The sequence below is a fragment of the Mycobacterium sp. IDUB_5 genome (assembly GCF_055419565.1).
Genome location: NZ_JBVAXX010000001.1, coordinates 313,850 through 337,896, shown reverse-complemented (window position 1 = coordinate 337,896; position 24,047 = coordinate 313,850). Strand labels below are relative to the sequence as shown.

General features: G+C 68.5%; 21 protein-coding genes. 9 read left to right on the top strand and 12 right to left on the bottom strand.

Going from position 1 to position 24,047, the window contains the following annotated elements:
- Positions 1-16: 16 nt before the first annotated feature.
- From ACZY1G_RS01685 to ACZY1G_RS01665, 5 genes are read right to left on the bottom strand one after another with little or no spacing between them, the layout of a single operon-like run.
- Positions 17-1,207, bottom strand: coding sequence for a cytochrome P450 (locus ACZY1G_RS01685; protein ID WP_463821428.1), 1,191 nt, complete (start codon positions 1,205-1,207; stop codon positions 17-19).
- Between the two features lie 4 nt (positions 1,208-1,211).
- The gene (gene mhpA / locus ACZY1G_RS01680) at positions 1,212-2,768 is read right to left on the bottom strand and encodes a bifunctional 3-(3-hydroxy-phenyl)propionate/3-hydroxycinnamic acid hydroxylase MhpA (RefSeq protein ID WP_463813301.1); all 1,557 of its coding nucleotides are present in this window, start codon (positions 2,766-2,768) and stop codon (positions 1,212-1,214) included.
- Positions 2,765-4,651 carry an acyl-CoA synthetase gene (locus ACZY1G_RS01675; protein WP_463821427.1) on the bottom strand — a complete coding sequence of 629 codons (1,887 nt, stop codon included), beginning with the start codon at positions 4,649-4,651 and terminating at the stop codon, positions 2,765-2,767. The genes mhpA and ACZY1G_RS01675 overlap by 4 nt, the downstream gene beginning before the upstream one ends.
- On the bottom strand, positions 4,648-5,586 hold the full coding sequence (locus tag ACZY1G_RS01670) for a fumarylacetoacetate hydrolase family protein (RefSeq protein ID WP_463813298.1): 939 nt from the start codon (positions 5,584-5,586) through the stop codon (positions 4,648-4,650). The genes ACZY1G_RS01675 and ACZY1G_RS01670 overlap by 4 nt, the downstream gene beginning before the upstream one ends.
- The gene (locus ACZY1G_RS01665) at positions 5,583-6,725 is read right to left on the bottom strand and encodes a VOC family protein (protein ID WP_463813296.1); all 1,143 of its coding nucleotides are present in this window, start codon (positions 6,723-6,725) and stop codon (positions 5,583-5,585) included. The genes ACZY1G_RS01670 and ACZY1G_RS01665 overlap by 4 nt, the downstream gene beginning before the upstream one ends.
- A gap of 148 nt (positions 6,726-6,873) precedes the next feature.
- Here ACZY1G_RS01665 and ACZY1G_RS01660 point away from each other — a divergent pair, with 148 nt between their 5' ends.
- On the top strand, positions 6,874-7,074 hold the full coding sequence (locus ACZY1G_RS01660; protein ID WP_463813295.1) for a ferredoxin: 201 nt from the start codon (positions 6,874-6,876) through the stop codon (positions 7,072-7,074).
- A 23-nt stretch (positions 7,075-7,097) separates the two neighbouring features.
- On the opposite strand, the gene ACZY1G_RS01655 is transcribed toward ACZY1G_RS01660, so the two are convergent.
- Positions 7,098-8,477, bottom strand: a complete 1,380-nt coding sequence (locus tag ACZY1G_RS01655; RefSeq protein ID WP_463821426.1) for an MFS transporter — start codon at positions 8,475-8,477, stop codon at positions 7,098-7,100.
- A gap of 200 nt (positions 8,478-8,677) precedes the next feature.
- Here ACZY1G_RS01655 and pgfA point away from each other — a divergent pair, with 200 nt between their 5' ends.
- Positions 8,678-9,883: a cell envelope lipid trafficking protein PgfA gene (gene pgfA / locus ACZY1G_RS01650; RefSeq protein WP_463813293.1), complete on the top strand. Its 1,206-nt coding sequence runs from the start codon at positions 8,678-8,680 to the stop codon at positions 9,881-9,883.
- The gene (locus ACZY1G_RS01645; protein WP_463821773.1) at positions 9,883-11,553 is read left to right on the top strand and encodes an MmpA family trehalose lipid delivery protein; all 1,671 of its coding nucleotides are present in this window, start codon (positions 9,883-9,885) and stop codon (positions 11,551-11,553) included. Before pgfA ends, ACZY1G_RS01645 begins: the two co-directional genes overlap by 1 nt.
- Here the strand turns inward: ACZY1G_RS01645 and ACZY1G_RS01640 are convergent.
- Both ACZY1G_RS01640 and ACZY1G_RS01635 read right to left on the bottom strand, forming a co-directional pair.
- Positions 11,546-11,938: an ester cyclase gene (locus ACZY1G_RS01640; protein WP_463813292.1), complete on the bottom strand. Its 393-nt coding sequence runs from the start codon at positions 11,936-11,938 to the stop codon at positions 11,546-11,548. The genes ACZY1G_RS01645 and ACZY1G_RS01640 overlap by 8 nt on opposite strands.
- A gap of 8 nt (positions 11,939-11,946) precedes the next feature.
- Positions 11,947-13,104: a glycosyltransferase family 4 protein gene (locus ACZY1G_RS01635; RefSeq protein ID WP_463813291.1), complete on the bottom strand. Its 1,158-nt coding sequence runs from the start codon at positions 13,102-13,104 to the stop codon at positions 11,947-11,949.
- 36 nt (positions 13,105-13,140) lie between these two features.
- Here ACZY1G_RS01635 and ACZY1G_RS01630 point away from each other — a divergent pair, with 36 nt between their 5' ends.
- Together ACZY1G_RS01630 and ACZY1G_RS01625 are read left to right on the top strand one after the other, a co-directional pair.
- A complete protein-coding gene (locus ACZY1G_RS01630; RefSeq protein WP_463821425.1) occupies positions 13,141-13,908 on the top strand; it encodes a class I SAM-dependent methyltransferase in 768 nt (255 codons plus the stop codon).
- Between the two features lie 55 nt (positions 13,909-13,963).
- Positions 13,964-15,436 carry an aldehyde dehydrogenase gene (locus ACZY1G_RS01625; protein WP_463821424.1) on the top strand — a complete coding sequence of 491 codons (1,473 nt, stop codon included), beginning with the start codon at positions 13,964-13,966 and terminating at the stop codon, positions 15,434-15,436.
- Positions 15,437-15,513: 77 nt separating this feature from the next.
- On the opposite strand, the gene ACZY1G_RS01620 is transcribed toward ACZY1G_RS01625, so the two are convergent.
- From ACZY1G_RS01620 to ACZY1G_RS01605, 4 genes are all read right to left on the bottom strand, one after another.
- Positions 15,514-15,909 carry a YybH family protein gene (locus tag ACZY1G_RS01620; protein ID WP_463821423.1) on the bottom strand — a complete coding sequence of 132 codons (396 nt, stop codon included), beginning with the start codon at positions 15,907-15,909 and terminating at the stop codon, positions 15,514-15,516.
- Positions 15,910-16,029: 120 nt separating this feature from the next.
- A complete protein-coding gene (locus tag ACZY1G_RS01615) occupies positions 16,030-17,865 on the bottom strand; it encodes an acyl-CoA dehydrogenase (RefSeq protein ID WP_463821422.1) in 1,836 nt (611 codons plus the stop codon).
- A 33-nt stretch (positions 17,866-17,898) separates the two neighbouring features.
- The gene (locus ACZY1G_RS01610; RefSeq protein ID WP_463821421.1) at positions 17,899-18,420 is read right to left on the bottom strand and encodes a dihydrofolate reductase family protein; all 522 of its coding nucleotides are present in this window, start codon (positions 18,418-18,420) and stop codon (positions 17,899-17,901) included.
- Between the two features lies 1 nt (position 18,421).
- Positions 18,422-19,333 carry a helix-turn-helix domain-containing protein gene (locus tag ACZY1G_RS01605; RefSeq protein ID WP_463813284.1) on the bottom strand — a complete coding sequence of 304 codons (912 nt, stop codon included), beginning with the start codon at positions 19,331-19,333 and terminating at the stop codon, positions 18,422-18,424.
- A gap of 226 nt (positions 19,334-19,559) precedes the next feature.
- Between ACZY1G_RS01605 and ACZY1G_RS01600 the strand changes: the two genes are divergently transcribed.
- From ACZY1G_RS01600 to ACZY1G_RS01585, 4 genes are all read left to right on the top strand, one after another.
- Positions 19,560-20,252 carry an SDR family oxidoreductase gene (locus ACZY1G_RS01600; protein ID WP_463821420.1) on the top strand — a complete coding sequence of 231 codons (693 nt, stop codon included), beginning with the start codon at positions 19,560-19,562 and terminating at the stop codon, positions 20,250-20,252.
- A 178-nt stretch (positions 20,253-20,430) separates the two neighbouring features.
- A complete protein-coding gene (locus tag ACZY1G_RS01595) occupies positions 20,431-21,174 on the top strand; it encodes a 1-acyl-sn-glycerol-3-phosphate acyltransferase (RefSeq protein ID WP_463814803.1) in 744 nt (247 codons plus the stop codon).
- Positions 21,174-22,808: an acyl-CoA ligase FadD12 gene (gene fadD12, locus ACZY1G_RS01590; RefSeq protein ID WP_463821419.1), complete on the top strand. Its 1,635-nt coding sequence runs from the start codon at positions 21,174-21,176 to the stop codon at positions 22,806-22,808. Before ACZY1G_RS01595 ends, fadD12 begins: the two co-directional genes overlap by 1 nt.
- Positions 22,801-24,033: an alpha/beta hydrolase gene (locus ACZY1G_RS01585; protein ID WP_463821418.1), complete on the top strand. Its 1,233-nt coding sequence runs from the start codon at positions 22,801-22,803 to the stop codon at positions 24,031-24,033. The genes fadD12 and ACZY1G_RS01585 overlap by 8 nt, the downstream gene beginning before the upstream one ends.
- Positions 24,034-24,047 lie beyond the last annotated feature (14 nt).

Below are 24,047 nucleotides of genomic sequence, written 5' to 3'. Positions count from 1 at the left end.
CCTGGCGTCGGTGCCCTCAGGCGGGGACGAGCCGCACCGGGAGGTGCTCGTGGCGGTGGATGATGTTGTTGACCGCCCAGGTCGGCTCGCCGACCAGCTCGATGCGCTTCACGCGGTCGAGCAGCGCCTGGAGCATGGCAGTGGTCTCCAGCCGGGCGAGTCCTTGACCGGCGCAGGCGTGCGCGCCGTTGCCGAACCCGACGTGGCGTCCGGCGTCGTTGCGGATGTCGAACGCATCGGGGGCACTCCATTCGCGTTCGTCGCGGTTGGCCGAGGCGTACAGCACCAGCACCCGAGCGCCCGCCGGAATGCTGGTCCCACCGATCTCTCTCTCCCTCAAAGCTTTTCGTGTGAAGGCACGCAGCGGCGATTCGAAGCGAACCACCTCGTTGACCGCATTGGCCAACCGCTGCGGTTCTTCTCTGAGCAGCTTCCATTGCTCGGGATGGGTGGCGAACAGGTAGAGCGCGCTGGAGATGGCGCTGACCGTGGTGTCGAGCGACGGCGCGATGTAGTCGATGAGCAGCGGCGGCACCTCGTCGGCGCTGAGCGTGCCTTCATCGACAGCGGTCAGCAGTTCGTGGGCCATGCTGCCGGGCAGCACGTTGCGTTCCCGCACGACGCGACGAGCGAAGCGCAGCATCTGCAGGCTACGCGGCAGGGCTTTGAGCGCCTGGACATTGGCCGGTCCGAGGATGTCGAATGTCGCTGCACCCCAGTCGAGTAGATGCTCACGCTCCTCACGGGGCCATCCCACCAGATCGGGCACGACGGCCAGCGGAAGCGCGGTGGCCAGATCGGCGACGCCGTCCACGGTGCCCCGCCGAACCGCCTCGTCGACGAGGGCCCGGGCCTGAGCCCCGACGTCGTCACCGAGCGCGCGCAGTGCCCTCGGCAACAACCGGTGGGCGACGAGTTTGCGGCGCCGGTCGTGCTCGGCGCCGTCGCTGTTGAGTGTCGTGCCGCGGGAGAGCCGATTGATCAGCGGGTTGGCCGCGACGCCGTGGCCGGACAGGTAGGTGCCGTCGTCGCGCAGGGTGGCCTTGCATTCTGCATAGCGGGGTAGGGCGTAGAGACGCTGGCGCGGCAGCCACACCACCGGCCCCAGCTCGCGGAGGGCGCGATAGTGCGGGTAGGGGTCGAGAATGGCGGCGCGCGTGTAGATGTCGGGTCGATAGACCGGCACCGCCGAGGGGCGACGGAACACGTGGTCAGTCCTCTCCGTAGTGGGCGTGGGTCGGGAGGAACAGTGGGAGCGCCCGGCACGCCGTGTCCAGGTCGCGGGTTGCGGTCATCACGGTGCGGTCGGGACGGACCACTGCCGCCGTGACGTGGTGATCGGCGAACCACCGGGCGAGCTCTGATCCTGGGGCCGCGTGCACCGTTCGCGCGCCACGGGCAGCTGCCATCTCCCGCTGCGCCGGGGTCGGCGCCACAGCGGAGAGCAGCCCAAAGCCGCAGCCGAGCTCATCATCCAGATGTAGGCCGTTGTCCAGCAACACATTCGGGCAGAGATGACCCGCAATGCCACGGGTACGGAGGGTGCGCTGCACCAGAGCCGACGAGCGCAACGCCGGGGTCTGCGAATCGGTGACCTTCGACCGGAGCCCGGGTATCAGTGGCAATCGCGGCAGCACGAGGGCCCGCACGGCGGCGCCGACGCGACCCCCGGCGGTCATGGCCCGTCCGACGTTGAGGGCCAGCCCGATCATGTGGCGGGCGTGCGGACGGCGCTCGGCCTCGTAGCTGTCGAGGACCGCGAGTGACAGGTCACCGCGGAGTACGCCGGCGATCTTCCACGCCAGGTTCATCGCGTCGCGCAGCCCGGCGCCCATGCCCTGGCCGATGAACGGCGGGGTCAGGTGGGCGGCATCGCCGAGGAGGAAGACGTTACCGCGCCGCCATCTGTCGGCGAGCTGGGCGCGAAACGTGTACTCCGCGGTACGAATCACCTGTAGCTCGGTGTCGGGAACGCCGCGGGTCCACGGCGCGATCAGCGGGCGTACCGCGGCCAGATCTGCGTAGTCGTCCACTGATTCGTGATCGAGAAGCCGGAACTCCCAGCGATATCGGGTGGTGCCGATCCTCATGTACGTGCCGGCGCGACCGCTGTCGCAGACCTGGTGCACCCCCTCCCACTGATGCAGGTCTGCGTCGGTGGCGATGTCGATCACCAGCCAGCGCTGCTCGAACTTCATGTTCCGCATCTGCGTACCGATTGCCGAGCGAACCACACTGTTGGCTCCGTCGCACCCGAGCACGAAGTCGGCGGTCATCACCGACTCCACACCGGACACCCGGTCCCGGACTCGCAGACGCACCGGACGCGCATCGGCAGCCACCTCCAGCACCTCCGTGTCACCCCGGAAGCACGCACGCGGATGACGCACCAGGTTCGCCCGGAGCACCTCTTCGAGCTCAGGCTGATCGAACATGTTGGCGGCGGGAAAACCGTTGCTAGTCAGAGCTATGTCTCTACGGAATTCGGCCAGCACCGCCATGGTGCGGTCGACCAGCCGGAGCCCGTGGGCTGGGCGGGAGATGCCGGCGAACTCCTCGGCCACCCCGAGCCGGGCCAGGATGCGGTAGACCTCGTCGTCGAGGTGGACCGCACGCGGCTGCGGATACACCTGTGCCCATCGGTCCAGCACGATGGTGTCGACACCGTACTGGGCAAGCAGGGTGGCGACGGTGATCCCGGTGGGGCCGCCGCCGACGACGACCACGGCGACGTGCTCGGGGGTCGCGCCGTCCGTCGTGCCCGTCATTGCTCGTCGATCTCGTAGTTCACCGAGAACGACTTCACCAGCCGTTCCACCGCGGAGCGGTCGGCGGTCGGGCCGAGAGTGATCGAAACGGCAGGAGCCCCGGCGGCGACGCGGCCGGCGACTCGCACCACCCCGGGTTGTTCGGCGAGCGCCTCGGTGAGGGCATGCTCGGCAGCCGTGGCGCGCAGTGGCACCTTGTAGGGCTTACCGACATCGGTCGTGGGTATCGCGTCGATGATGGTGACACTCTTAGGTTTTGCGGCTCGTTCGCTGATCGCCCCGGCGACGAACGAGACCAACTCATCCCCGGTGACGGCCGAGCCCGGACGCACGGTCACGAACCCGACGGGAACTTCACCGGAATGAGCATCGGGGCGCGCCACCGCGGCGGCGCCGGTCACGTCGGGATGACCCAGCAACGCGTCTTCGATCACCGCGGGATCGATGTTGTGGCCGCCGCGGATGATGAGGTCTTTGGCCCTCCCCGCGAGGTGGACGAAACCGTCGCCGTCGACGGCGCCGAGGTCACCGGTGTCGAGCCAGCCGTCGCGCAACGCACCGCGTCCGTCGAGCACGTAACCGTCCTCGGTGCGCGCGGTGACGTACCCGGGGAAGACCGTCGGCCCGGTGACGGCCAGCGTGCCGACCTGACCCGCCGGCAGGTCCGTCCAGGTGCCGTCCTCACTGACCGCGACGGCCTTCACCTGCTGGTAGGGCATCCGTTGGCCCACCGATCCGGGCCGAGGATGATCAGCGAAGCTGCGCGCGCTGGCGCAGGTGGCTTCGGTGAGTCCGTAGCCCTCCACCAAGGCGACCCCAGTGGCATCGAGGAAGTCCTGACGCACGGTGTCGGGCAGCGCCGAGGCGCCCGAGACCGCGGAGGTCAGCGTCGAGATGTCGGCGTCGACCGGGATCTGGGACAACACCGCGTAGACGGTCGGTACGGCGCTCATCGCCGCCAACCGGTAGTGCTCCACGATCCGCCAGAAGTTCTTGTACAGGCCCACGTCGCGATATCCCTGCGGGCCGGCCCACACCACGGGTTGGCCACGCAGCAGCGGTGCCAGCAGGGTGACGATCAGTGCGTTGACATGAAACAGCGGCAGGCCCGCGAAAACCACGGCATCGTCAGGGAGGTCAGCGCTGACGGCCACCATCCAGGCGTCGGCGACTTCGTTGCCGTGGGTGTGTGCAGCCAGTTTCGGCATGCCGGTGGTTCCACCGGTGTGAAACAGCGCGGCGAGGTCGCCCAGCTCGGCGAGCCCGTCCGACAGCGGCGTGGCGTCCTGAGATTCGACCAGCGTGGACAGGTAATGCACCTCGGCGCCTGATACCTCCGGCGGTGGCGCAGACGTGAGGTCGGCGAGTGTCGGGCGCACCAGGACCACGGTGTCGATCAGGCCCGCGTGGGACAGTGCAGCCGCGCGTTCGATGCCAGTCGGATCGAGTTCCGGGGCAGAGGTGATCAACACGCGCGCACCAGAGAGTCTGGCTAGCTCGAGGACGTGGTCGGCCGACAACGACCCGTTGATCGGTACGGCGATGCCGGCGGCCTGCGCGGCGAGCGTCGCGGTGATCAGCTCGTCGCAGTTGGGGCTGATCAGCAATACCGCATCGCGTCGCTCAACACTGAAGCTGCGCAACGCTTTTGCCGCCTTTGTCACGTCGGCAGCGAGCTCCCCGAACGTTCGGCTCGCGAATCTCTGATAGTCGGTCCCGTCCGGCAGGACGGTGACCGCGATACGGTCGGACCACAACCGCGCGGCGCGCAGGACGACGTCATAGGTCGACGTTGGGAGCCCACGACTCTCCAGCGGTATCTCCTCGACGGCGGGCAGATCATCCGGTGATTGCGCTGTCGGCCACAGTGATTCGGCGGTCATGCGTGGCGCACCGACAGTCGTTGGGTGCCCAGGTCGATCTTTCCGTCGTCGGTGCTCACCGATGCCTCGACGACGTCACCGTGCTGCAAGTACTTCGGATTCTTGGCCTGCCGGGAGAAGAACGCCTTCCACTTGACCGCAGGCGGTAGCAGGTTGCCGATCATCTCGATCGGCTTGGGCGGCGCCGTCAACGCGGTACCGGCCGGGGTACCGGTGAGCACCAGGTCACCGGCGGCCAGGTCCTGGAACCGGGTCAGGGACTGCAACGCCTGCAGGGGCCGATACAGCATGTCGCCCTCGACGAGGGAGTTCTGACGTTCCTCGCCACCAACGGACAACCGCAATCGCAGATCACCGAAACGGGCGAGCTCGGCGGCGTCGAGAAGCACCAGCGCCGGCCCGACGGGCGTGAACGTCGGGTACGACTTCGCCTCGTAGAACTGGGTTTGCGGCAGCTGGATGTCGCGAGCGGACACGTCGTTGGTGATCGTCAGACCCGCGATGATGCCGGGCAGATCGTTCTCGCTCACCGTTGATCCGGCCGGAACGTCGCGACCGATGACCAAGCCGATTTCGACCTCGTAGTCCAGTAGCTGGACATGCGCGGGACGCAGGATCTCTGCGAACGGCCCTGTGATCGAGGCAGATGACTTGCGAAAGAACGTCAGCGGCACCGTCTTCGGGTCCATTCCGGAATCTCTGACGTGGGACTCGAAGTTTGTCATCTGCGCGATCACCCGACAGGGCGTGGTGACCGGGGAGAGCAGCTGGAGGTCGTCGACGGGCACGGTGTCGCCACCGTCGGCAGCCGCGTCGATGGCCGTGCGGTCGGCGAGTAACTCGGCCGTGGTGGTCACCGACGTGGCGATACGGGCGGCGCCGGCGGGGGTCTGGACCCACCAGCCCTCGGAGGTACGCAGGACGGAAGTGCTCATGAGATCGCTACTTTCAGCAGGCCGACGAGACGGTTGAGATCGAATTCGTTGTCCCCGCGCAGCGCGGTGACCATGGACGTGAGTTGGTGGCGGGCGGCACGCGGGCTGGCGTCGAGGAAGTCCTTCGTCGCGGGTGGGCCCCACTGCGCAAGCCCGGATGCGGTGAACGGGGCCCAGCCGGGTTCGAGCGTGTTGTCGAACACGTCGCCGTCGGCGAAGTGCTCGACGAGGAATCCGTCGGGGTCGCGCCAGTAGTCGAACAGCTGGCTGCCCTGGATGTGACGGCCGATGCCCCAGGACCGGAAGTATCCGCGCTCGCGCAGGTACTCCCCGCCGGCGGCCAGTGCATCCAGGTCGCTGACCTCGTACGCCGAATGCACGTACTGGTTGGCCGGCCCCAGCGCCAAGGCGAGAGTGTGGTGATCCGCGGGGGTCGCGCCGCGATCGCACCGGATGAAACTCATCGCCGGACCACGTGCTCGCTGACCGGGGAAGAACAGGAAGTCGCTGACGATCATCCCGAACGTGTCCAGATACCAGTTCAAGGTCTTCAGGTAGGTCGTGGACTGCAACACCACGTGGCCCAACCGCTGTACGCGGGTCGGCACCCGCGGCGGACGTACCGTGGCATTGATTCGCGCGGTGTGCGGCCCGGTGTTGAGAAGCTGAGTGGCTTGAGCGGGTTGCTCGGGCAGGTCCAGCATCCCCGCAACCACCTTGACTGCCATCCCGCTCGGGTCGGTCAACTGGACGGCTACCCCGCCGATCGTCTCCGGCAGTCGATGCACCTGAGCGCCCGTCTTGTCGGCCAACCGCAGCACGTCGACCTCGTCAGCCGCTCGCAACGCCAGCCCTGCAAAACGGGTGCGTTGCCCGCGGCGCAGTATCACGCAGGGTGAACCGGCTTTCGTGCCGCGGAGGTGCAGTTCTTGCGGATCGCGCAGAGCGATGCCGAATCCGAACGCCCGCGCGAACGCCTCCGCGCGAACGAGATCGGGCTTGTCGAACTCGAGCCACGCGATGTCGGCGACCCGGATGATCGGGTCCCGCGAGCGGCCAGAATGCTCGCCGCGCAGCGCACCTTTCTCGCTGTGCAGGTCTTTGTGACCGTCTTGGCGCGGCTCGACTGCTTGTGCCACGTTGCACCTCCTCGGTAGAGATTCTGAGGAAATCGTCACACACGACCGATTTCTCAGTCAATAGTATTGACGATATCCTCATAAATGAGGAAAACCGCAAGCGTCACGCGACGGGATCGCTGGTGCGCACAGCCCGGAGAGGAAAACGATGAAGGTCTTCATCGACCGCGAGAGGTGCGAAGGTCACGGCCAGTGCCTGGCCGCAGCCCCCGACGTCTTCGATCTCGACGACGACGGCATCGCCATCCTGCGAACGTCCGACACCCTCACCGGCGACCTGTCCGAGCAGGCCATTGCCGCAGCGCAGGTGTGCCCTGTTGCAGCACTCGCGACGGATACGGACGCGTAGCACCACCCCCGAGACCGGCAGCGTCAGCTGCGTCGCGGGTAGCCGCCGCGGGCAGCCTCGCGCGGAACAGTCGTGAGGCGCGCCGTCATTGCGGACGCGGCAACGATGCAGACGCCGGCGGTGACCGTGAAGCCCAGAACCATTCCCCACTGCGCGCTGCGCGGCTGACTGACGACCTCGGCGTCGGTCGACGACACGAAACCGCTGACCGCCAACGCCAGGCCATAGACACCCGCTCCCGCGGCGGCGGCGACCGTCTCGCCGGCAGACCACAGTCCGACGAGCATCCCGGCACGACGTCGGCCCGACTCGTTGCCATCCTCGGCCAAGATGTCGGCGAGCATCGTGTTGACCAGGAACTGCGCTCCGGCGAAACCGATCCCGGCCGCCCCGAAAGCGGCGCACGCGAGGGGAAACCTACTCTGCGCGTCGAGCACCGGCAGCGCACTCGATGCCATTGCGCCCACCCCGAAGATCGCCAAAGCGGCCTGCAGGCAACGCTTGTCGCCGAACCGTAGCGCGGCCCGGGTCCACAGCGGCATCGTCACCAGCAGTGGCGCCAGCACACAGACGAACAGCGGTGCCATTGCTTCCTCTGCGCCCAGGAACTGTGCTGCCAGGTAGGGCAGCCCCGCCAGCGCCGCGGATATGACCACCTCGACCAGAAGGAACACACCGAAGAGGATCGAGAAGCGATCGTTGTGGCGAGCCGCCGACAGTGCCTCGCGCAGCGACCCCGAACCCTCGGTTGCAGCCGTCGCGCCATGACGGAGCCGGCGCGCGCTGTACACAGCGGCGCACGCACCCAGGAACATCACACTTGCCATCACAGCCGCCATCAGGCGGTATCCCTGCGTGCCGCCGCCGTCCAGCGCGGTCAGCAGCGGCGCGACGGCACCCGCCGCGAGGATCGCCACGCCGAGGAAGCCCATCCGCCACGCCGTCATCGACTTGCGTTCCTTCGCACTCGCCCCCAGCTCGGCGGGAAGTACACCGAAGGGAACGACAAAGGCGGAAAAACCGGCGCCCGTCAACGCGAGGCAGATTCCGACCCACCACGCGGCCCCGACCCCGGTGAACGGTGAATGAAACACCAGCACGAACCCCACGGGGAAGGCGACCGCCCCGGCGACGAGCCATGGTGCGCGCGGCCCCCACCGCGACGTCGTCGCATCAGACAGGCGCCCGACGATCGGGTTGTAGACGAGATCCAGGAGCCTGGGCAGGAACACCACCAGCCCGGCCACCGCCGCAGCGACATCAGCCACGTTGGTCAGGTAATAGAGCAGTACGAGGCCCGGTACCACGGCATAGGTCGCCGTCGCCAGCGAGCCGGCACCGAACGCGGCCCGCTCCACCGTCGTCAGCGCGAAGACGGCGTCATCGTCCTGGTGTGTCCGCATACGATCTCACTCAGATAATTTTTGAACATTTACGCATTCCTGAGGAAATAGTCACTTGAGCTGGTTGCTGGGTCAAGGTGAGCGCCCTGGCCGCGCTGAGTCCGATTCGAGTCGGGCCCCAGACCCTCGCGACCGCTGCGGCCTTACTTTGTGCTGTTAGGGTCGAACGGGTTTTGCCGCGCGCGAAGGGAGACACGGTATTGAACCGCGCAGTTGCGCTGAGGTTTGCCGCGTGCGGACTCATGGGCCTCGGTGCAGCGCTGCTCATCGCGGCGCTGCTCCTCACGACCTACACCAAAGGCAAGATCTCCAAGATCCCCCTGGACATCGACACCACACTGGTGAGCGAGGGCACGGGTGACGTCTTCGACCCCGCGTCGCTGAGCACCCAGAAGTTCGTCATCAACAAAGACACCCCGGTGGTGCTGCAGCAGCAGATCAGCGTCGAAGCCCCGGCCAACGCCGATGTGGTGACGCTGCAGGTCGGCGACTCGTTGCGACGCTCCGACCAGCAGGGCGATCGCGGTCTGCTGCTGGCCATGGTGGACACCGTGACGCTCGACCGCGCCACCGCCGAGGCGATCTCCAGCGAGTCCAACCCCGGCGGCGCCGTGCAGAAGCCGCGGTCCATCGAGGACCAGAACCCGCCCACCAACATCGCGCTGCCGCACGAGGGTCTGTCGTACCGCTTCCCGTTCGACACCGAGAAGAAGACCTACCCCTACTTCGACCCGATCGCGCAGAAGACCTACGACGCCAACTACGCAGGTGAAGAGGACGTCAACGGGCTGACCGCCTACAAGTTCACGCAGAACGTCGGCTTCGACAACGAAGGCAAGCTCGTCGAACCCGTCAAGTACGCCTCGTTGTACGACGACGACGCCGACAGCCAGGTCACCGCCCGCGCCGCCCTGTGGGGGCTCGAGGGCGACCCCGAAGAGCCGATCACGATGACCAGGTACTACGCCGCCCAGCGCACCTTCTGGGTCGACCCGGTGTCCGGCACGATCGTCAAGGAAACGGATCGGGGCTACCACTACTACGCGCGCGAGGCGCTCAAGCCCGAGGTGACCTTCGCCGACTACACGGTGACCACCAACGACGAATCCGTGGAAAGCCAGGTCAACGCCGCGTTCGACGAGCGTGACCGAGTCTCGCTGTGGGGCCGCATCCTGCCGATCACGTTCACAGCGCTCGGCATCGTCGCTCTGCTCGGTGGCGCGCTGCTCGGCTCGTTCAGCCTGCGCGCGGAGTCGACACTCATCGATCCGGGTCTCGACGACACCAGCAGCCGCTTCTACGGTGGTCGCGGTGACGAGGGTGAGCCGGTGCCGGGCGCAGAGGCCAAGACCGAGAAGCTGCCCGCGCAGCGGCCCACCGACCTACCCCCGGACCGACCGGTCTGATCCTCCGCGCCCGTCCGCTGGCGGCCCCGGCCTACGCGCTGGTGCTCGCGCTGGCGGTGACCGCACCGCTGCTCGGACCTGGTTATCTGCTGCTGCGCGACGCGGTGTCGACGCCGCGGTCCCACCTCACCGACGCGGCGCTGGGCCTGACTCAGGCCGCGCCCCGGGCACTTCCGCAGGACGTGGCGGTCGCGCTGGCATCCGCTGTGGTCGATGGCGGTGTGCTGGTCAAGGGGCTGCTGATCCTCGGTCTGTGGTTGGCGGGCTGGGGTGCCGCACACCTGGTGTCGACGGTGCTGCCCGGCGCCGGGATGGCCAGCCAGTTCGTGGCGGCCACCGTCGCGGTGTGGAATCCCTACGTCGCCGAACGACTCCTGCAGGGCCACTGGAGCCTGCTGGTCGGCTACGGCGCGCTGCCGTGGGTGGCGGCGGCCGTGCTGTCGCTGCGGGCCGGCGGATCTGCCGGCGTGGGCGCGCTGCTGTTCTGGCTTGCGCTGGCCGGGCTGACGCCGACCGGGCTGATGATGGCCGCGACGGTCGCGCTGGCATGCGCGATGGCGCCGGGCACGGGGCGTTCCCGGCGGTTGTGCATGCTGCTGACCCTGGCCGGGTCGACGACGGCGGCGCTGCCGTGGCTGGTCGCCTCGGCGGTCGGGTGGGCTCCCGATGTCGACCAGGGTCCCGCGGTCGCGGCGTTCGCCGCGCGCGCCGAACCCGGACTGGGCACGCTCGGCAGCCTCGCGGGGCTGGCTGGTATCTGGAACGCCGACGCCGTTCCCCCGACGCGCACCACCGGGTTCGCCGTGGTCGCGACGGTAGTGCTGCTGGCGGTGGTGGCGGCAGGGCTGCCGGTGCTCGTGCGGTGCCGCGCCGCGGTGCCGCTGCTGGTCCTCGCCTTGGTCGCGGTCGTCGTTCCCGCTGTGATGGCGACCGGACCGGGTCTCGCCGCAGTCGGTTCGCTTCTCGACGCGGCGCCCGGGCTGGGGGTGATCAGGGACGGCCAGAAGTGGGTGGCCCTCGCGATGCCTGCCTACGCGCTGGCCGGCGCGGCGGCCACGATCACGCTGCGCCCGCGGATGCCCGCGATCGCGACCGCGGCGGTGTGCTGCGCGGCCGTCATCGCGACGCTGCCGGACCTGGCATGGGGTGTCGGGGGGCGGGTGCACCCTGTGCAGTACCCGACTGCGTGGCGGGAGGCCGCCGCGATCATCAACGCCGAGCCTGCCCCGGTGGCCGTGCTCCCGGTCGACAGCATGCGGCAGTTCCCGTGGGCCGGAACGGCACCGGTGCTCGATCCGCTGCCGCGCTGGCTGCGTGCCGAGGTGCTGACCACCGGTGATCTGTCCATCGGCGGGCGCACCGTGCCGGGCGAGGGCGCCCAGGCGCGCGAGGTGCAGGACATGCTGCTCGCTGGGGCGGACCAGGCGCAGCTGGCCGATGCCGGCGTGGGTTGGGTGGTGGTGGAGGGTCCGACCGCGAATCTCGGCTTGCCCGTGGCATTTCGGTCCCACGACCTGACGGTCTACCGTGTCGGCGGAGCCGGTCAGCCGTCGCCGCACCGCGGTGTTGCACTGGCTGCGCACGGTGTGTGGCTTCTGCAGCTGTGTCTGGGTGCGGCTTTGATAACGCTGCGCCGCAAGCGAACTCGTGTAGCGGAGACCGCTAGCTGAGCTGCCCCGGAATGGCAGCCATATCGGCCAGATCCCACACGTCGGCGAACAGGCCGTCCTCCACGCGGTAGAGCGTGAACTGGGTGATCGCGACCCGCCGATTCGTCGCCGGTACGCCCAGATACGGCCCGCGATGAGTACCGGTCACGGTGAAATGCAGCGAGACCAGATCCCCGTCGATCGCGAGATTCCTGACCTCCCAATGCCAATCCGGGAAGGCCGCGAAGATCGGGGCGAACTGGGCCGCCACCGCGTCGCGGTCCATCGGTGCGTCGTTGACCCGGATCGCCGGCCCGTAGAACGTGGACATCCGGTCGAGGTCATGCGCGTTGCACGCGTCCAGGTACGAGCTGTACAGCTTTTCGAGCTCGGCACGACTGCTCATCGTCGCAGTTATACCAGGCCGCTGACCCGTCGGCCCGCCTGTACGGAAGCGAGCACGGCCTGCATCGCCTCGGCGCTCTGCTGCCACGAGAATTCGGCGCTGCGCACCTGGGCCTTGGTGCCGAGTTGCTCCCGCAGCACGTGGTCGGTCAGCAACCGTTGCAGACCGTCGACCAGGTCGTCGACATCGTCGACCAGCATCCCGGTCACCCCGTCGACGATGGAATCGGACAACCCACCCGAGGATCGGTATCCGATCGTCGGCACCCCGTGCTGAGCGGCCTCGATCACGGCCAGCCCCCATCCCTCTTTGCGGGACGGCAGCAGGTTGACCCAACTCTGTTGCAGCAGATCATGTTTCGTCGCGTCGTCGACGTGACCGTGGAACGTCACGGCCTCGGAGACACCAAGGGCGGCAGCGTGGTCCAGCAGCGGCTCGGACCACCATCCGCCCCCGACGACGTCGAGGTGCAGGTTCGGAATCAGGGGGCGCAGGCGTGCGATGGCGTCGAGCGCATCCTCGATCTGCTTGTGCGGCACCAGCCGGGACAGCACGACGACACGGGGCGTGGCCGAGCGTGGCGCGCTCAGGCTGGCGCGCGGCGGCGCGTCGACACCGTTGCGGACCACCGCGACGTGATCGGCGCGCACACCGAGATCGGTCAGATCGCGCGCCGACGGGAGCGACACCGTCACGTACTGGTTGCGGCGGTGCAGACGCGGCGACAAGCGCGATTCGACGAACCAGCCGATACGACTCTTCACCGGCCCCGCCACCGGCCACTGCTCGCGGTGACAGTGATGCACCAGCACCACGGCGCGGCGCCCGTAGGCCAGGCGCGCCAGGAACGGCAGCCCGTTCTGCGTGTCGACGACGACGTCGGGCCGCGCATGCCGCAACGGGCCGAGCCCGACGCGGGCGGCGACCATCGCCAACCCCGCCCTCACGTACACCGAATACGGTCCGCCCCGGCGCTGGATCTCCACCCCGTCGACGACCTCGCGGGGCGCCGACCCGTCATAGCGGGCGGTACGCAACGTCACCCGCACCCCCGTCTGCGCCAAATGGGTGCCGATGCGCTGCAGATAGGTCTCGCTGCCGCCGCCCTGAGGGTGCCCGGTGTCGCGCCAGCACAGCAGCAACACGGAATTCACGGGGGCGGACATCGGTGTTCAGACTAGCGGTGTGCCTAGGGTGGCCGGGTGGCCGCTACGGAACTGTTCGCCCGGCGGGCGACGCTGGCGCGCTCGCTGCGGCTGCTGTCGGCGTTCCGCTTCGAACGCAGCGACCCCGACCGCTTCTACGGCGCCCTCGCCGACGACACCGTCGCCCTCGTCTCCGACCTGTGGACCGGCTCCACCGGCAACGATCCCGCTGGCCTGACCGTCCTCGACGTCGGCGGCGGCCCCGGTTACTTCGCCTCGGCGTTCACCGACGCCGGGATGCGCTACATCGGGGTGGAACCCGACCCGCGGGAGATGCACGCGGCGGCGCCGCGCAGCCACCGCCGGGCCGGGTCATTCGTCCGGGCGTCGGGCACCGCGCTTCCGTTGCGAGACGACAGCGTCGACGTGTGCCTGTCCTCCAACGTCGCCGAGCACGTCGCGCAGCCGTGGCGCCTCGGCGACGAGATGCTGCGGGTCACGCGGCCCGGCGGGCTGGCGGTGCTGTCGTACACGGTCTGGTTCGGACCGTTGGGCGGCCACGAAATGGGGCTCACGCACTATCTGGGCGGTCAGCGAGCCGCGGACCGCTACGCCCGCCGGCACGGTCACCGGCCCAAGAACGACTACGGCTCGTCGTTGTTCGCCGTGCACGCGCGCGACGGGCTGCGCTGGGCGCGCGGCACCGGTGCACTGGTCGCCGCTTTTCCGCGCTACCACCCGCGATGGGCCTGGGGCGTGACCCAGATGGCGGGGCTGCGGGAGTTCGCGGTGAGCAACCTGGTGCTGGTGTTGTCCCCGCGCTGAATCCACGAACTGCAACAGGTTCTACTTCGGCCGGATCGTAGGTAATGTGACGTCCATGACACAGAGCACGGCGTTCAAGACCGAATGGGACAAGCTGTTCATTGGCGGCAAGTGGGTCGAGCCGGCCACCTCGGACGTCATCGAGGTGCACTCCCCCGCGACCGGCGAGCTGGTCGGCAAGGTGCCGCTGGCGTCTGCCGCCGACGTCGACGCCGCCTGTGCCGCCGCCCGGAAAGCCTTCGACGAGGGCCCGTGGCCGCAGATGTCGCCCGCCGAGCGCGGCGAAGTCCTGGCCCGTGCGGTCAAGATCCTCGAGGAGCGTGCCGAGGAACTGAAGTTCCTGCTGGCCGCCGAGACCGGACAGCCGCCGACGATCGTCGACATGATGCAGTACGGCGCCGCGATGTCGGCGTTCCAGTACTTCGCCGGCGCGGCCGACAAGTTCACCTGGCAGGACATCCGCGACGGCATCTACGGCCAGACGCTGGTCGTGCGTGAGCCGATCGGTGTCGTCGGCGCCGTCACCGCGTGGAACGTGCCGTTCTTCCTGGCCGCCAACAAGCTGGGCCCGGCGCTGCTGGCCGGCTGCACGATCGTGCTCAAGCCCGCCGCCGAGACCCCGCTGTCGGTGTTCGCGATGGCCGAGGCGTTCGCCGAGGCCGGGCTGCCCGAGGGCGTGCTGTCGATCGTGCCCGGCGGCCCGGACACCGGTCGCGCGCTGACCAACAACCCGGAGCTGGACAAGTTCACGTTCACCGGGTCGTCGGCGGTGGGCAAGGAGATCGCCAAGATCGCCGCCGAGAAGCTCAAGCCGTGCACGCTGGAGCTGGGCGGCAAGTCCGCGGCGATCATCCTCGAGGACGCCGACCTGGATTCCACGCTGCCGATGCTGGTGTTCTCCGGGCTGATGAACTCGGGCCAGGCGTGCGTCGGGCAGACCCGCATCCTGGCGCCGCGCTCGCGCTACGACGAGGTGGTCGAGAAGCTGTCGGCGGGCGTGTCGGGGATGCTGCCCGGGCTGCCCACCGATCCGGCCGCGATGATCGGCCCGCTGATCAGCGAGAAGCAGCGCGAACGCGTGGAGGGCTACATCAAGAAGGGTGTCGAGGAAGGCGCCCGCGTGGTCGTCGGCGGTGAGCGCCCGGAGGGTCTGGACAGCGGCTGGTACGTGCAGCCGACAGTGTTCGCCGACGTCGACAACTCGATGACGATCGCCCAGGAGGAGATCTTCGGGCCGGTGCTGGCGGTGATCCCCTACGAGGACGAGGACGACGCGGTGCGCATCGCCAACGACTCCGAGTACGGGCTGGCCGGGTCGGTGTACACCACCGACTTCGATCGGGCGCTGCGCATCGCGCGGCGGATCCGGACCGGGACGTACGCGGTGAACATGTACGCCTTCGATCCGGGCGCCCCGTTCGGCGGGTACAAGAACTCGGGCATCGGCCGCGAGAACGGCGTCGAGGGCATCGAGGCGTACTGCGAGCCGAAGTCGATTCTGCTGCCGTTCGGCTACACCCCGTCCTAGGTTCCGGCGCCGAGTGCACGGTTTCTGACGGAATTCGAGGGTTTTCCATCAAGAACCGTGCATTCGGCGTCTCTGGGCTAGGAGGTGTGCGGCATCGAGTGGTGCTCGTGGGCGATCACCCACGCACCGTCGACCTTGCGCATGCCGAATGTGCTGCGCAGCCGTCGCTCCGGGTGGGCCGCGATGTCCTCCGGCGTGCCGGCACGGAACAGCCCGTAGGCGTAGGCGACCGCGCCGTCGGCCACCACGTCGAGCCGGTCCAGTTCCAGCACTGCGCCGCCGGCGACCCACTCGAAGAACTCCGGCCAGGTCTTGCGGTATGCGTCGATGCCGTACACACCTTCGTCGGGTGGGGGCACGTCGTAGAGCACGATGTCGTCGGTGTGCGCGGCGATGACACCGTCGATGTCACGCGCGAGGATCGCTTCGACCCAGCGGTCGATGACGGTGCGGATGTCTTGATCGTTGGTCACGCGGATGCAGACCGGGGTCGCGGCGGGAAGTCATCGCCGGCACGCGTGGGCCCGTGTCGAACTCGACGAAATGGCGGGTCCTTCTCGCACTTTCCCGCCCAAACGTCGGTTTGGGCGGAGTTAGAACGCGGATTCGGGGACGTCCATGGCCGTGAGGTCGACCGCTTCGACGATCGCCCGCCGCGCCGTCAACCCCGGCAGCATGCTCTTGGCGAAGAACAGCGCCGTCGCGACCTTGCCGGTGTAGAAGTCGCGATCGCGTGTGCTCGGCGAGCCGTCCAACGCCGTCAGCGCGATCTCCGCCTGGTGCAGCAGCTGCCAGCCCAGCAGCAGATCTCCGACCGCGAGCAGGAACGGCACCGACTCCAGCCCCACCCGATACAGCTCCCGCGGATTCTGCTGCGAGTCGATCAGGTACTTCGTCATCGCCGCGACCATCGCCTGGACGTCGGACACCGCTGTCGCCAGCAGGGCACGGCCGTCGGCCAGCTCGGGACGGGCCGACCCGCTGTCGAGGAACGCCCGGATCTGCGTCACGACATGCAGCAGCGCGCCCCCTTGATCGCGGGCGATCTTGCGGAAGAAGAAGTCCTGCGCCTGGATCGCGGTGGTGCCCTCGTACAGCGAGTCGATCTTGGCGTCGCGGATGTACTGCTCGAGCGGATAGTCCTGCAGGAAGCCCGATCCGCCGAGGGTCTGCAGCGACTCCGTCAGACACTGGTACGCCCGCTCCGAACCCACGCCCTTGACGATCGGCAGCAGCAGGTCGTTCACCCGGGCGGCCATCGACGCGTCGGCCCCCGACACCACCGCGGCCACCGCAGGATCCTGGTGGGCGGCGGTGTAGAGGTACAGGGCCCGCAACCCCTCCGCGTACGCCTTCTGCGTGAGAAGCGCCCGTCGCACGTCGGGGTGATGGATGATCGTCACCCGCGGCGCGGCCTTGTCGGTCATCTGGGTGAGATCGGCGCCCTGCACCCGGGACTTCGCATATTCCAGCGCGTTCAGGTATCCGGTCGACAGCGTCGCGATCGCCTTGGTACCCACCATCATTCGCGCGTACTCGATGACCTTGAACATCTGTGCGATGCCGTTGTGGGTGTCGTTGACCAGCCAGCCCACCGCAGGGGTGCCGTGCTGACCGAACGTCAGCTCGCACGTCGCCGACGCCTTGAGCCCCATCTTGTGCTCGAGCCCGGTGACGTAGACGCCGTTGCGCTCGCCGAGCTCACCGGTCTCGGGGTCGAAGTGGAACTTCGGCACGATGAACAGGCTCAACCCCTTGGTGCCGGGACCGGCGCCCTCCGGCCGGGCCAGCGTCATGTGCACGATGTTGTCGAACAGATCGTCACCGTCGCCGTTGGTGATGAATCGCTTGACGCCGTCGATGTGCCAGGTGCCGTCGGGCTGTTGAATGGCCTTGGTGCGGCCGGCGCCGACGTCGGAGCCGGCGTCGGGTTCGGTGAGCACCATCGTGGCGCCCCAGTCCCGCTCGATCATCAGCGACGCCCAATGCCGTTGCCGCTCATTGCCGATCGCGTAGAGGATGTCGGCCATCTTGGGGCCGGCCGAATACAGGAACACCGCGGGCTGGGCGCCGAGCGCGAACTCGTTGATCGCCCACTCGACCATCGACGGCACAGGAACGCCCCCGATGTCGGACACCATGCCCACCCGCGACCACTCGCCGTCGCGCCAAGCCCGGAACGTCTTCTTGAACGGCTCGGGGATGCTGACGACGTGGGTGGCCGGATCGAACGTGGGAGGTGTGCGGTCGGTCTCGGCGAAGGCCTCGGCAAGGGGCCCCTCGGCCAACTTGGCGGCCTCGTGCAGCATCTGCCGCACCGAGTCGCCGTCGAGATCCTCGAAGTCGCCCGTGGCGAGCACCTTCTCCAACGCCAGCATCTCGAACAGATTGAACTCGATGTCGCGGACGTTGCTGCGGTAATGGCCCATGGTGGGCCAGACTATGCCGGAACGGCGTTCCCGTCAGGCTTTACGCCAGTGCGCGCAGACGAAGTCGGCGTTGCGGGCCGTGGTCACCAACGTCCACTCCGAGCGCGTCGGCAGGACCCGCGGTCCCGCGCCGAGCGTGCACGGCGCGTAGGACACGATCATCTCGTCGACCAGGCCGGCGCCGACGAACTGCGCGGCCACCTCGCCGCCGCCGACCACCCAGACGTGACGCTGCCCCGCCGCGTCCTGCAGCGTCGGGAACAACTCGGTGACCTCGCCGGCGAACGTGTGCACGGGGTGGGCGGGGTCGACGATCTGCGGCCGGTGCGTCATCACCCAGGACGGCTGGCGATACATCCACGCGCCCGGATGGTTGGCCACGATCCACTCGTAGGTGTCCGCGCCCATCACCAGCGCGCCGACCGACGCCAGGAACGGGTCGATGGCGAAGGGTCCGTCGGCGTCGATGTCGCGGGTGACGAGCCACTGCAGGCTCGCGTGCTCGTCGGCGACGAACCCGTCGAGGCTCGAGGCCGTGTAGTAGATGCATGCCATGTCAGGTCCTCATCCAGTCGAGAGGGTCGCCGCGGCCGGTGTCGACGCCGTGATCGGCGAGCATCGCGCGAGCGAGTTCGCGGCGGTGCGCGGCGTAGGTCAGCACATGCGCGACGATTCCGTACAGCGGGAACGACTCGGGCGGCTCACACAGCGCGTCGATGACGGTGTCGCCGAGCCGGCCCGCCGCGGCATAGTCGGCGATCGTTGTGCGCCAACGCTTTCCGATGTCCGCATGGAACGTGGCGAGACCAGCGGCGTCGACGGACTGCGTCGTCGCCCGCGACGGGAAGTCCTCACCGGCGATGGTGGCCAGCCACACCTGCTTGCTCCACACGATCGCACCCAGCACGGCCCCGACGCTCGGTTCGGGACCGTCCCAGTCGAGCACCGTCTGGCCCGGACGGATCGGTGCCGTCCACTGCTGTGCGCTCAGCCGCGCGGCGCGGTCGATCAGGTGGGCGGTGTCGTCGAGGTCGTGGTCGATCATCAGCGCTGTCACATCGGGCAGTGGGGCCGGCGAGGGCGAACTGTCGATCCACAGCGACTGCGGCGGATGGAAATGCAGCCCGTTGGGCGCGGGCAACCGGAAGTGCACGTCAGCGGCCTGCGACGGCGGGCGTCCGTAGGTGCGCCGGAAGGCCCGCGAGAACACGTCGGCCGACGACCACCCTTCCGCGGCGGCGACGCTCGAGACCGGTTCGCCGCGCTGCAGCCGCCAGGCGGCCCGTTCGAGCATGACGCGACGGCGCAGCGCCGCCGGGGATTCACCGGTGAGCCGGCGCACCTCCCGCGAGAAGTGGAATTCCGACGCGTGGCTGCTGCGGGCCATCGACCCGACGTCGCCGTTGTCTGCGTCGGTCACCGCGTCGAGGAGTTCACGCAGCCGATCGCGCCCCGCAGGTTGTGTCACGGAATCCGAGTATCGTCGCCGGCCGCTGCGGCCACCATGACAATTCCTGCTGTCTGGATCTGCCCGAAAACGCACTAGGGCGGAACCCCCGACCAGGTTCCGCCATAGTGATCACGAACCTACCGCCCGGTCTGCTCCGCCGCGTTCGTTTCGGTCCAGGACTTTTCCGCACGTATCCTGCGTTCAGTCAGCTATACCCAGCAGTCCACCGATCGAGGAGCCCGACATGACCACCGACCACATCACCGCTCTCGTCACCGGTGCCAACCGCGGTCTCGGCCGCCGCTTCGCCGAACAGCTCCTCGAACGCGGCGCCACCGTGTACGCGGCGGCCCGCAACCCGCAGAGCATCGACCTGCCCGGCGCGATCCCATTGCAACTCGACATCACCGACCCGGAGTCCGTGCGCCGCGCCGCCGAGACAGCCGGCGACGTCACCGTCGTCATCAACAACGCCGGCACCTACACCGGCGCCGGGCTCCTGGACGGCCCCATCGACGACATCCGGCTGGAGATGGAGACCCATTACTTCGGCACCCTCGACGTGATCCGGGCGTTCACACCCGTCATCGAACGCAACATCGCCGGACAGGGCGGCGGCGCGATCTTGAACGTGCTGTCCGTGCTGTCCTGGGCGCATCTGCCCACAACAGGTGCGTACTCGGCGGCGAAGGCGGCCGGCTGGGCGCTCACCGATGCGGTGCGTTCCGAGCTGGCGTCGCGTGGCATCCACGTCGCGGCACTGCACGTCGGCTACATGGACACCGACATGGCCGCCGACGTCCCCGCAGAACAGAAGACCGATCCGGCGATCGTCGCCCGGCTCGCCCTCGACGGCCTGTTCGCGGGTGAGAACGAGATCCTGGGCGACGAATTGACGCGGACGGTGAAGAGCCACCTCTCGGCTCCTCCGCAGTGACAGGATGGTCGGCACGGCGCCGGCCACGCCTTGGGTAGACTGGCCAAAACTAGAACACGTTCCAGTCCGCCGTTCGTCGCCACCAGGGGGCCTCACCGTGAACTCCACCGACACCACACCGTCCGAGATCACGCCGTCCGAGATCACGAAGTGGGACCCCGTGCTCACCGAGCGGGTGATGAGCCTGCTGCGGCCCTTCCTCAAGGGGTATCACCGCGCCGAAGTCCGCGGGCTCGACACCTTCCCCGCCGGCGGGGCGCTCGTGGTCTCCAACCACTCCGGCGGGCTCATGCCGATGGACGTACCGGTGTTCGCCAGCGGCTTCTACGAGAAGTTCGGCTTCGACCGCCCCGTCTACACGCTCAGCCACGACATCCTGATGGTCGGGCCGCAGGGCGCATTCCTCAAGAAGACCGGCTTCATCCCCGCCAACCACCGCAACGCCGACGAGGCGCTGCGCTCCGGCGGCGTTGTCGTCGTGTTCCCCGGCGGTGACTACGACGTGTACCGCCCCACCCTGGCCGCCAACAAGATCGACTTCGGGGGGCGCACCGGCTACGTGAAGGCCGCGCTCAACGCCGGGGTCCCGATCGTGCCGACGGTCGGAATCGGCGGCCAGGAGGCCCAGCTGTTCCTGACCCGGGGCACCGACATCGCCAAGGCCCTCGGCCCGATCGCCCGCGCCGTACGCACCAAGATCCTGCCGATCTCGTTCGGCTTCCCGTTCGGACTGTCGGTGGTGCTGCCGGTCAACGTGCCGCTGCCGGCGAAGATCACGATGCAGGCGCTGCCGCCGATCGACATCGTCGCCGAGTTCGGAGAGAACCCCGACATCGACGAGGTCGACGCGCACGTCCGGCACGTGATGCAGCGCGCGCTCGACGAGCTGGCCGCCCAGCGACGGCTGCCGGTGATCGGCTGATGGGTCTCCTCGATCCCATCACCGGCCCGGTGGGCCTCATGACGACACTGGCGCGCGCAGGACTGATCGCGCCGATGCGACCGGACAAGTACCTGAGGATCGTCGCCGCGATGCAGCGGGAGAACATGGCCGTCACGTCCGGCTTCGCCGCCGCAGCCCAGCGCTGCGGCGACCGCGCCGGGCTGATCGACGAACTCGGCGTCCTGACGTGGCGCCAGATCGACCGCCGCGCCGACGCATTCGCCGCGGCGCTGCAGGCCCTGCCCGGCGGCCCACCCGACGTCGTCGGCCTGATGGCCCGCAACCATCGCGGCTTCGTCGAGACGATGATCGCGGCCAACCGCATCGGCGCCGACGTGCTGCTGCTCAACACGTCGTTCGCCGGGCCCGCACTGGCCGAGGTCGTGGCCCGCGAGAGCGAGGGCCGCTCGCTCGTGCTCGTCTACGACGAGGAATTCACCGAGACCGTCGACCGGGCGCTGGCCGACAGCCCGGAGACACCACGGATGGTCGCGTGGACCGACACCGACGGCCACGAGCAGACCGTCGAGTCGATGATCGAGGCGTATGCCGGGCAGGAGCCCGAGAGGGCGTCGACGAAGGGCCGGACCATCCTGCTCACGTCGGGCACCACGGGAACACCCAAGGGCGCCAGCCACTCCGGGGGTGACCCGAGCGTTCTCAAGTCGATCCTCGATCGCACTCCGTGGCGGGCCGAACAACCGGTCGTCGTCGTCGCGCCCATGTTCCACGCCTGGGGCTTCTCCCAGCTGGTGTTCGCCGCGTCGATGGCGTGCACGATCATCACCCGCCGCAAGTTCGACCCGGAGGCGACGCTCGAGCTGGTGGACACTCACCGCGCGACGGGTTTGTGCGTGGTGCCCGTCATGTTCGACCGCATCATGGAGCTGCCCGAGGAGGTGCTCGACCGCTACAGCGGACAGTCACTGCGGTTCGCCGCAGCGTCGGGTTCGAGGATGCGCCCCGATGTCGTCATCGCGTTCATGGACCGGTTCGGCGATGTCATCTACAACAACTACAACGCGACCGAGGCGGGCATGATCGCGACCGCGACCCCGCGTGACCTGCGGGCCGCGCCCGACACGGCCGGCCGGCCGGCCGAGGGTACCGAGATCCGCATCCTGGATGCCGACTTCCGCGAGCTGCCCGCCGGCGAGACGGGCGCGATCTACGTGCGCAACTCCACCCAGTTCGACGGGTACACCTCCGGTGCCACCAAGGACTTCCACGAGGGGTTCATGAGCTCCGGTGACGTCGGCTACCTCGACGAGAACGGCCGGCTGTTCGTGGTGGGACGCGACGACGAGATGATCGTCTCCGGTGGGGAGAACGTCTACCCCATCGAGGTCGAGAAGACGCTCACCGCACACCCCGACGTCGCCGAGGCTGCCGTGCTCGGCGCCGACGACGAGAAATTCGGTCAACGTCTGGTGGCTTTCGTGGTTTTGCAGCCGGGCTCCGCGGCTACTCCCGACACACTGAAGCAGCACGTTCGAGACAACCTGGCGAATTACAAAGTGCCACGCCAGATCACGATTCTCGACGAGCTGCCCCGCAGCATCACCGGCAAAATTTCCCGCAAGGACCTCCAGGACCGCATCGACCATGCCTAAGCCCCGCCCGCTGCTGCGGGCCGTCGCCGAACTCCTCAACGCGGCCAACGGTGTTCGGCCGCTGGCCCGGGAGGGCTACCTGACCATCGGGGTCTTCGCGTTCGGCTGGCCCACCTCCGAGATGTCAGCGCTCTACATGCTCGGCTCGATGGCGGACGCGGTGCGTCGCGGCCTGCGCGGCGACTTCCGCGGCACCCGCGGCCGAATCGCGTTGGCGCTCACCGCCGTCGCGTGGGTCCTGCTGTGGCTCATCCAGCGCCGCAACATGGCGTCCCAACCGCACTTCGAGACCCCGCTGCGGGACGCGCTCGGTGACGACTACCAGGCCATCGCCGACAAGGCGAAGGCACGGCGGCGGCTGATCGGTTTGCCACCCAACGACTTCGTGCGGCGGCGCTACGTCGAGAAGGCCGCCACCGTGTCCTACGGACCGCACGGCGAGGCGAACCGGGCCGACATCTGGCGCCGATCGGATCTTCCTCGCGACGGCAAAGCCCCTGTGCTGCTCCAGGTTCCGGGAGGCGCATGGTCGATCGGGATGCGTCGGCCGCAGGCCTATCCGATGCTCAGCCATCTGGCCGACCACGGCTGGGTGTGCGTGTCGATGGGCTACCGGGTCAGCCCCCGCAACACCTGGCCGGACCACATCGTCGACGTGAAGCGGGCGCTGGCGTGGATCAAGGACAACATCGCCGACTACGGCGGCGATCCCGACTTCGTGGCCATCTCCGGGGGTTCCGCCGGCGGTCACCTGTCGGCGCTCGCGGCGCTGACCGCAGACGATCCGACACTACAGCCGGGTTTCGAGGAGGCCGACACGTCCGTGGTGGCCGCCGTGCCGATCTACGGCCGGTACGACTGGGTCTCCGCAGAGGGAAGTGGCCGAAAGGAATTCATCGCGTTCCTGCAGAAGTACGTGGTCAAGCGGCCGTTCCGGAGCAACCGCGCCGTCTACCGCGACGCGTCACCGATCCTGCGGCTGCGCGCCGACGCGCCGCCGTTCTTCGTGCTGCACGGGCGAGACGATTCGATCATCCCCGTCGGCGAAGGCCGGGAATTCGCCACGGCGTTGGGTGAGGTGTCCACCTCGCCGGTGGTCTATGCCGAGATACCGCACGCTCAGCATGCTTTCGACTTCTACTACGGGTCGCCGCGCGCCCACTACACCGCCCAGGCGGTCGAGGAGTTCCTGTCCTGGGTGCAGGCCACCAAGAACGCGGGCTGAGCGCTACCCGGTCA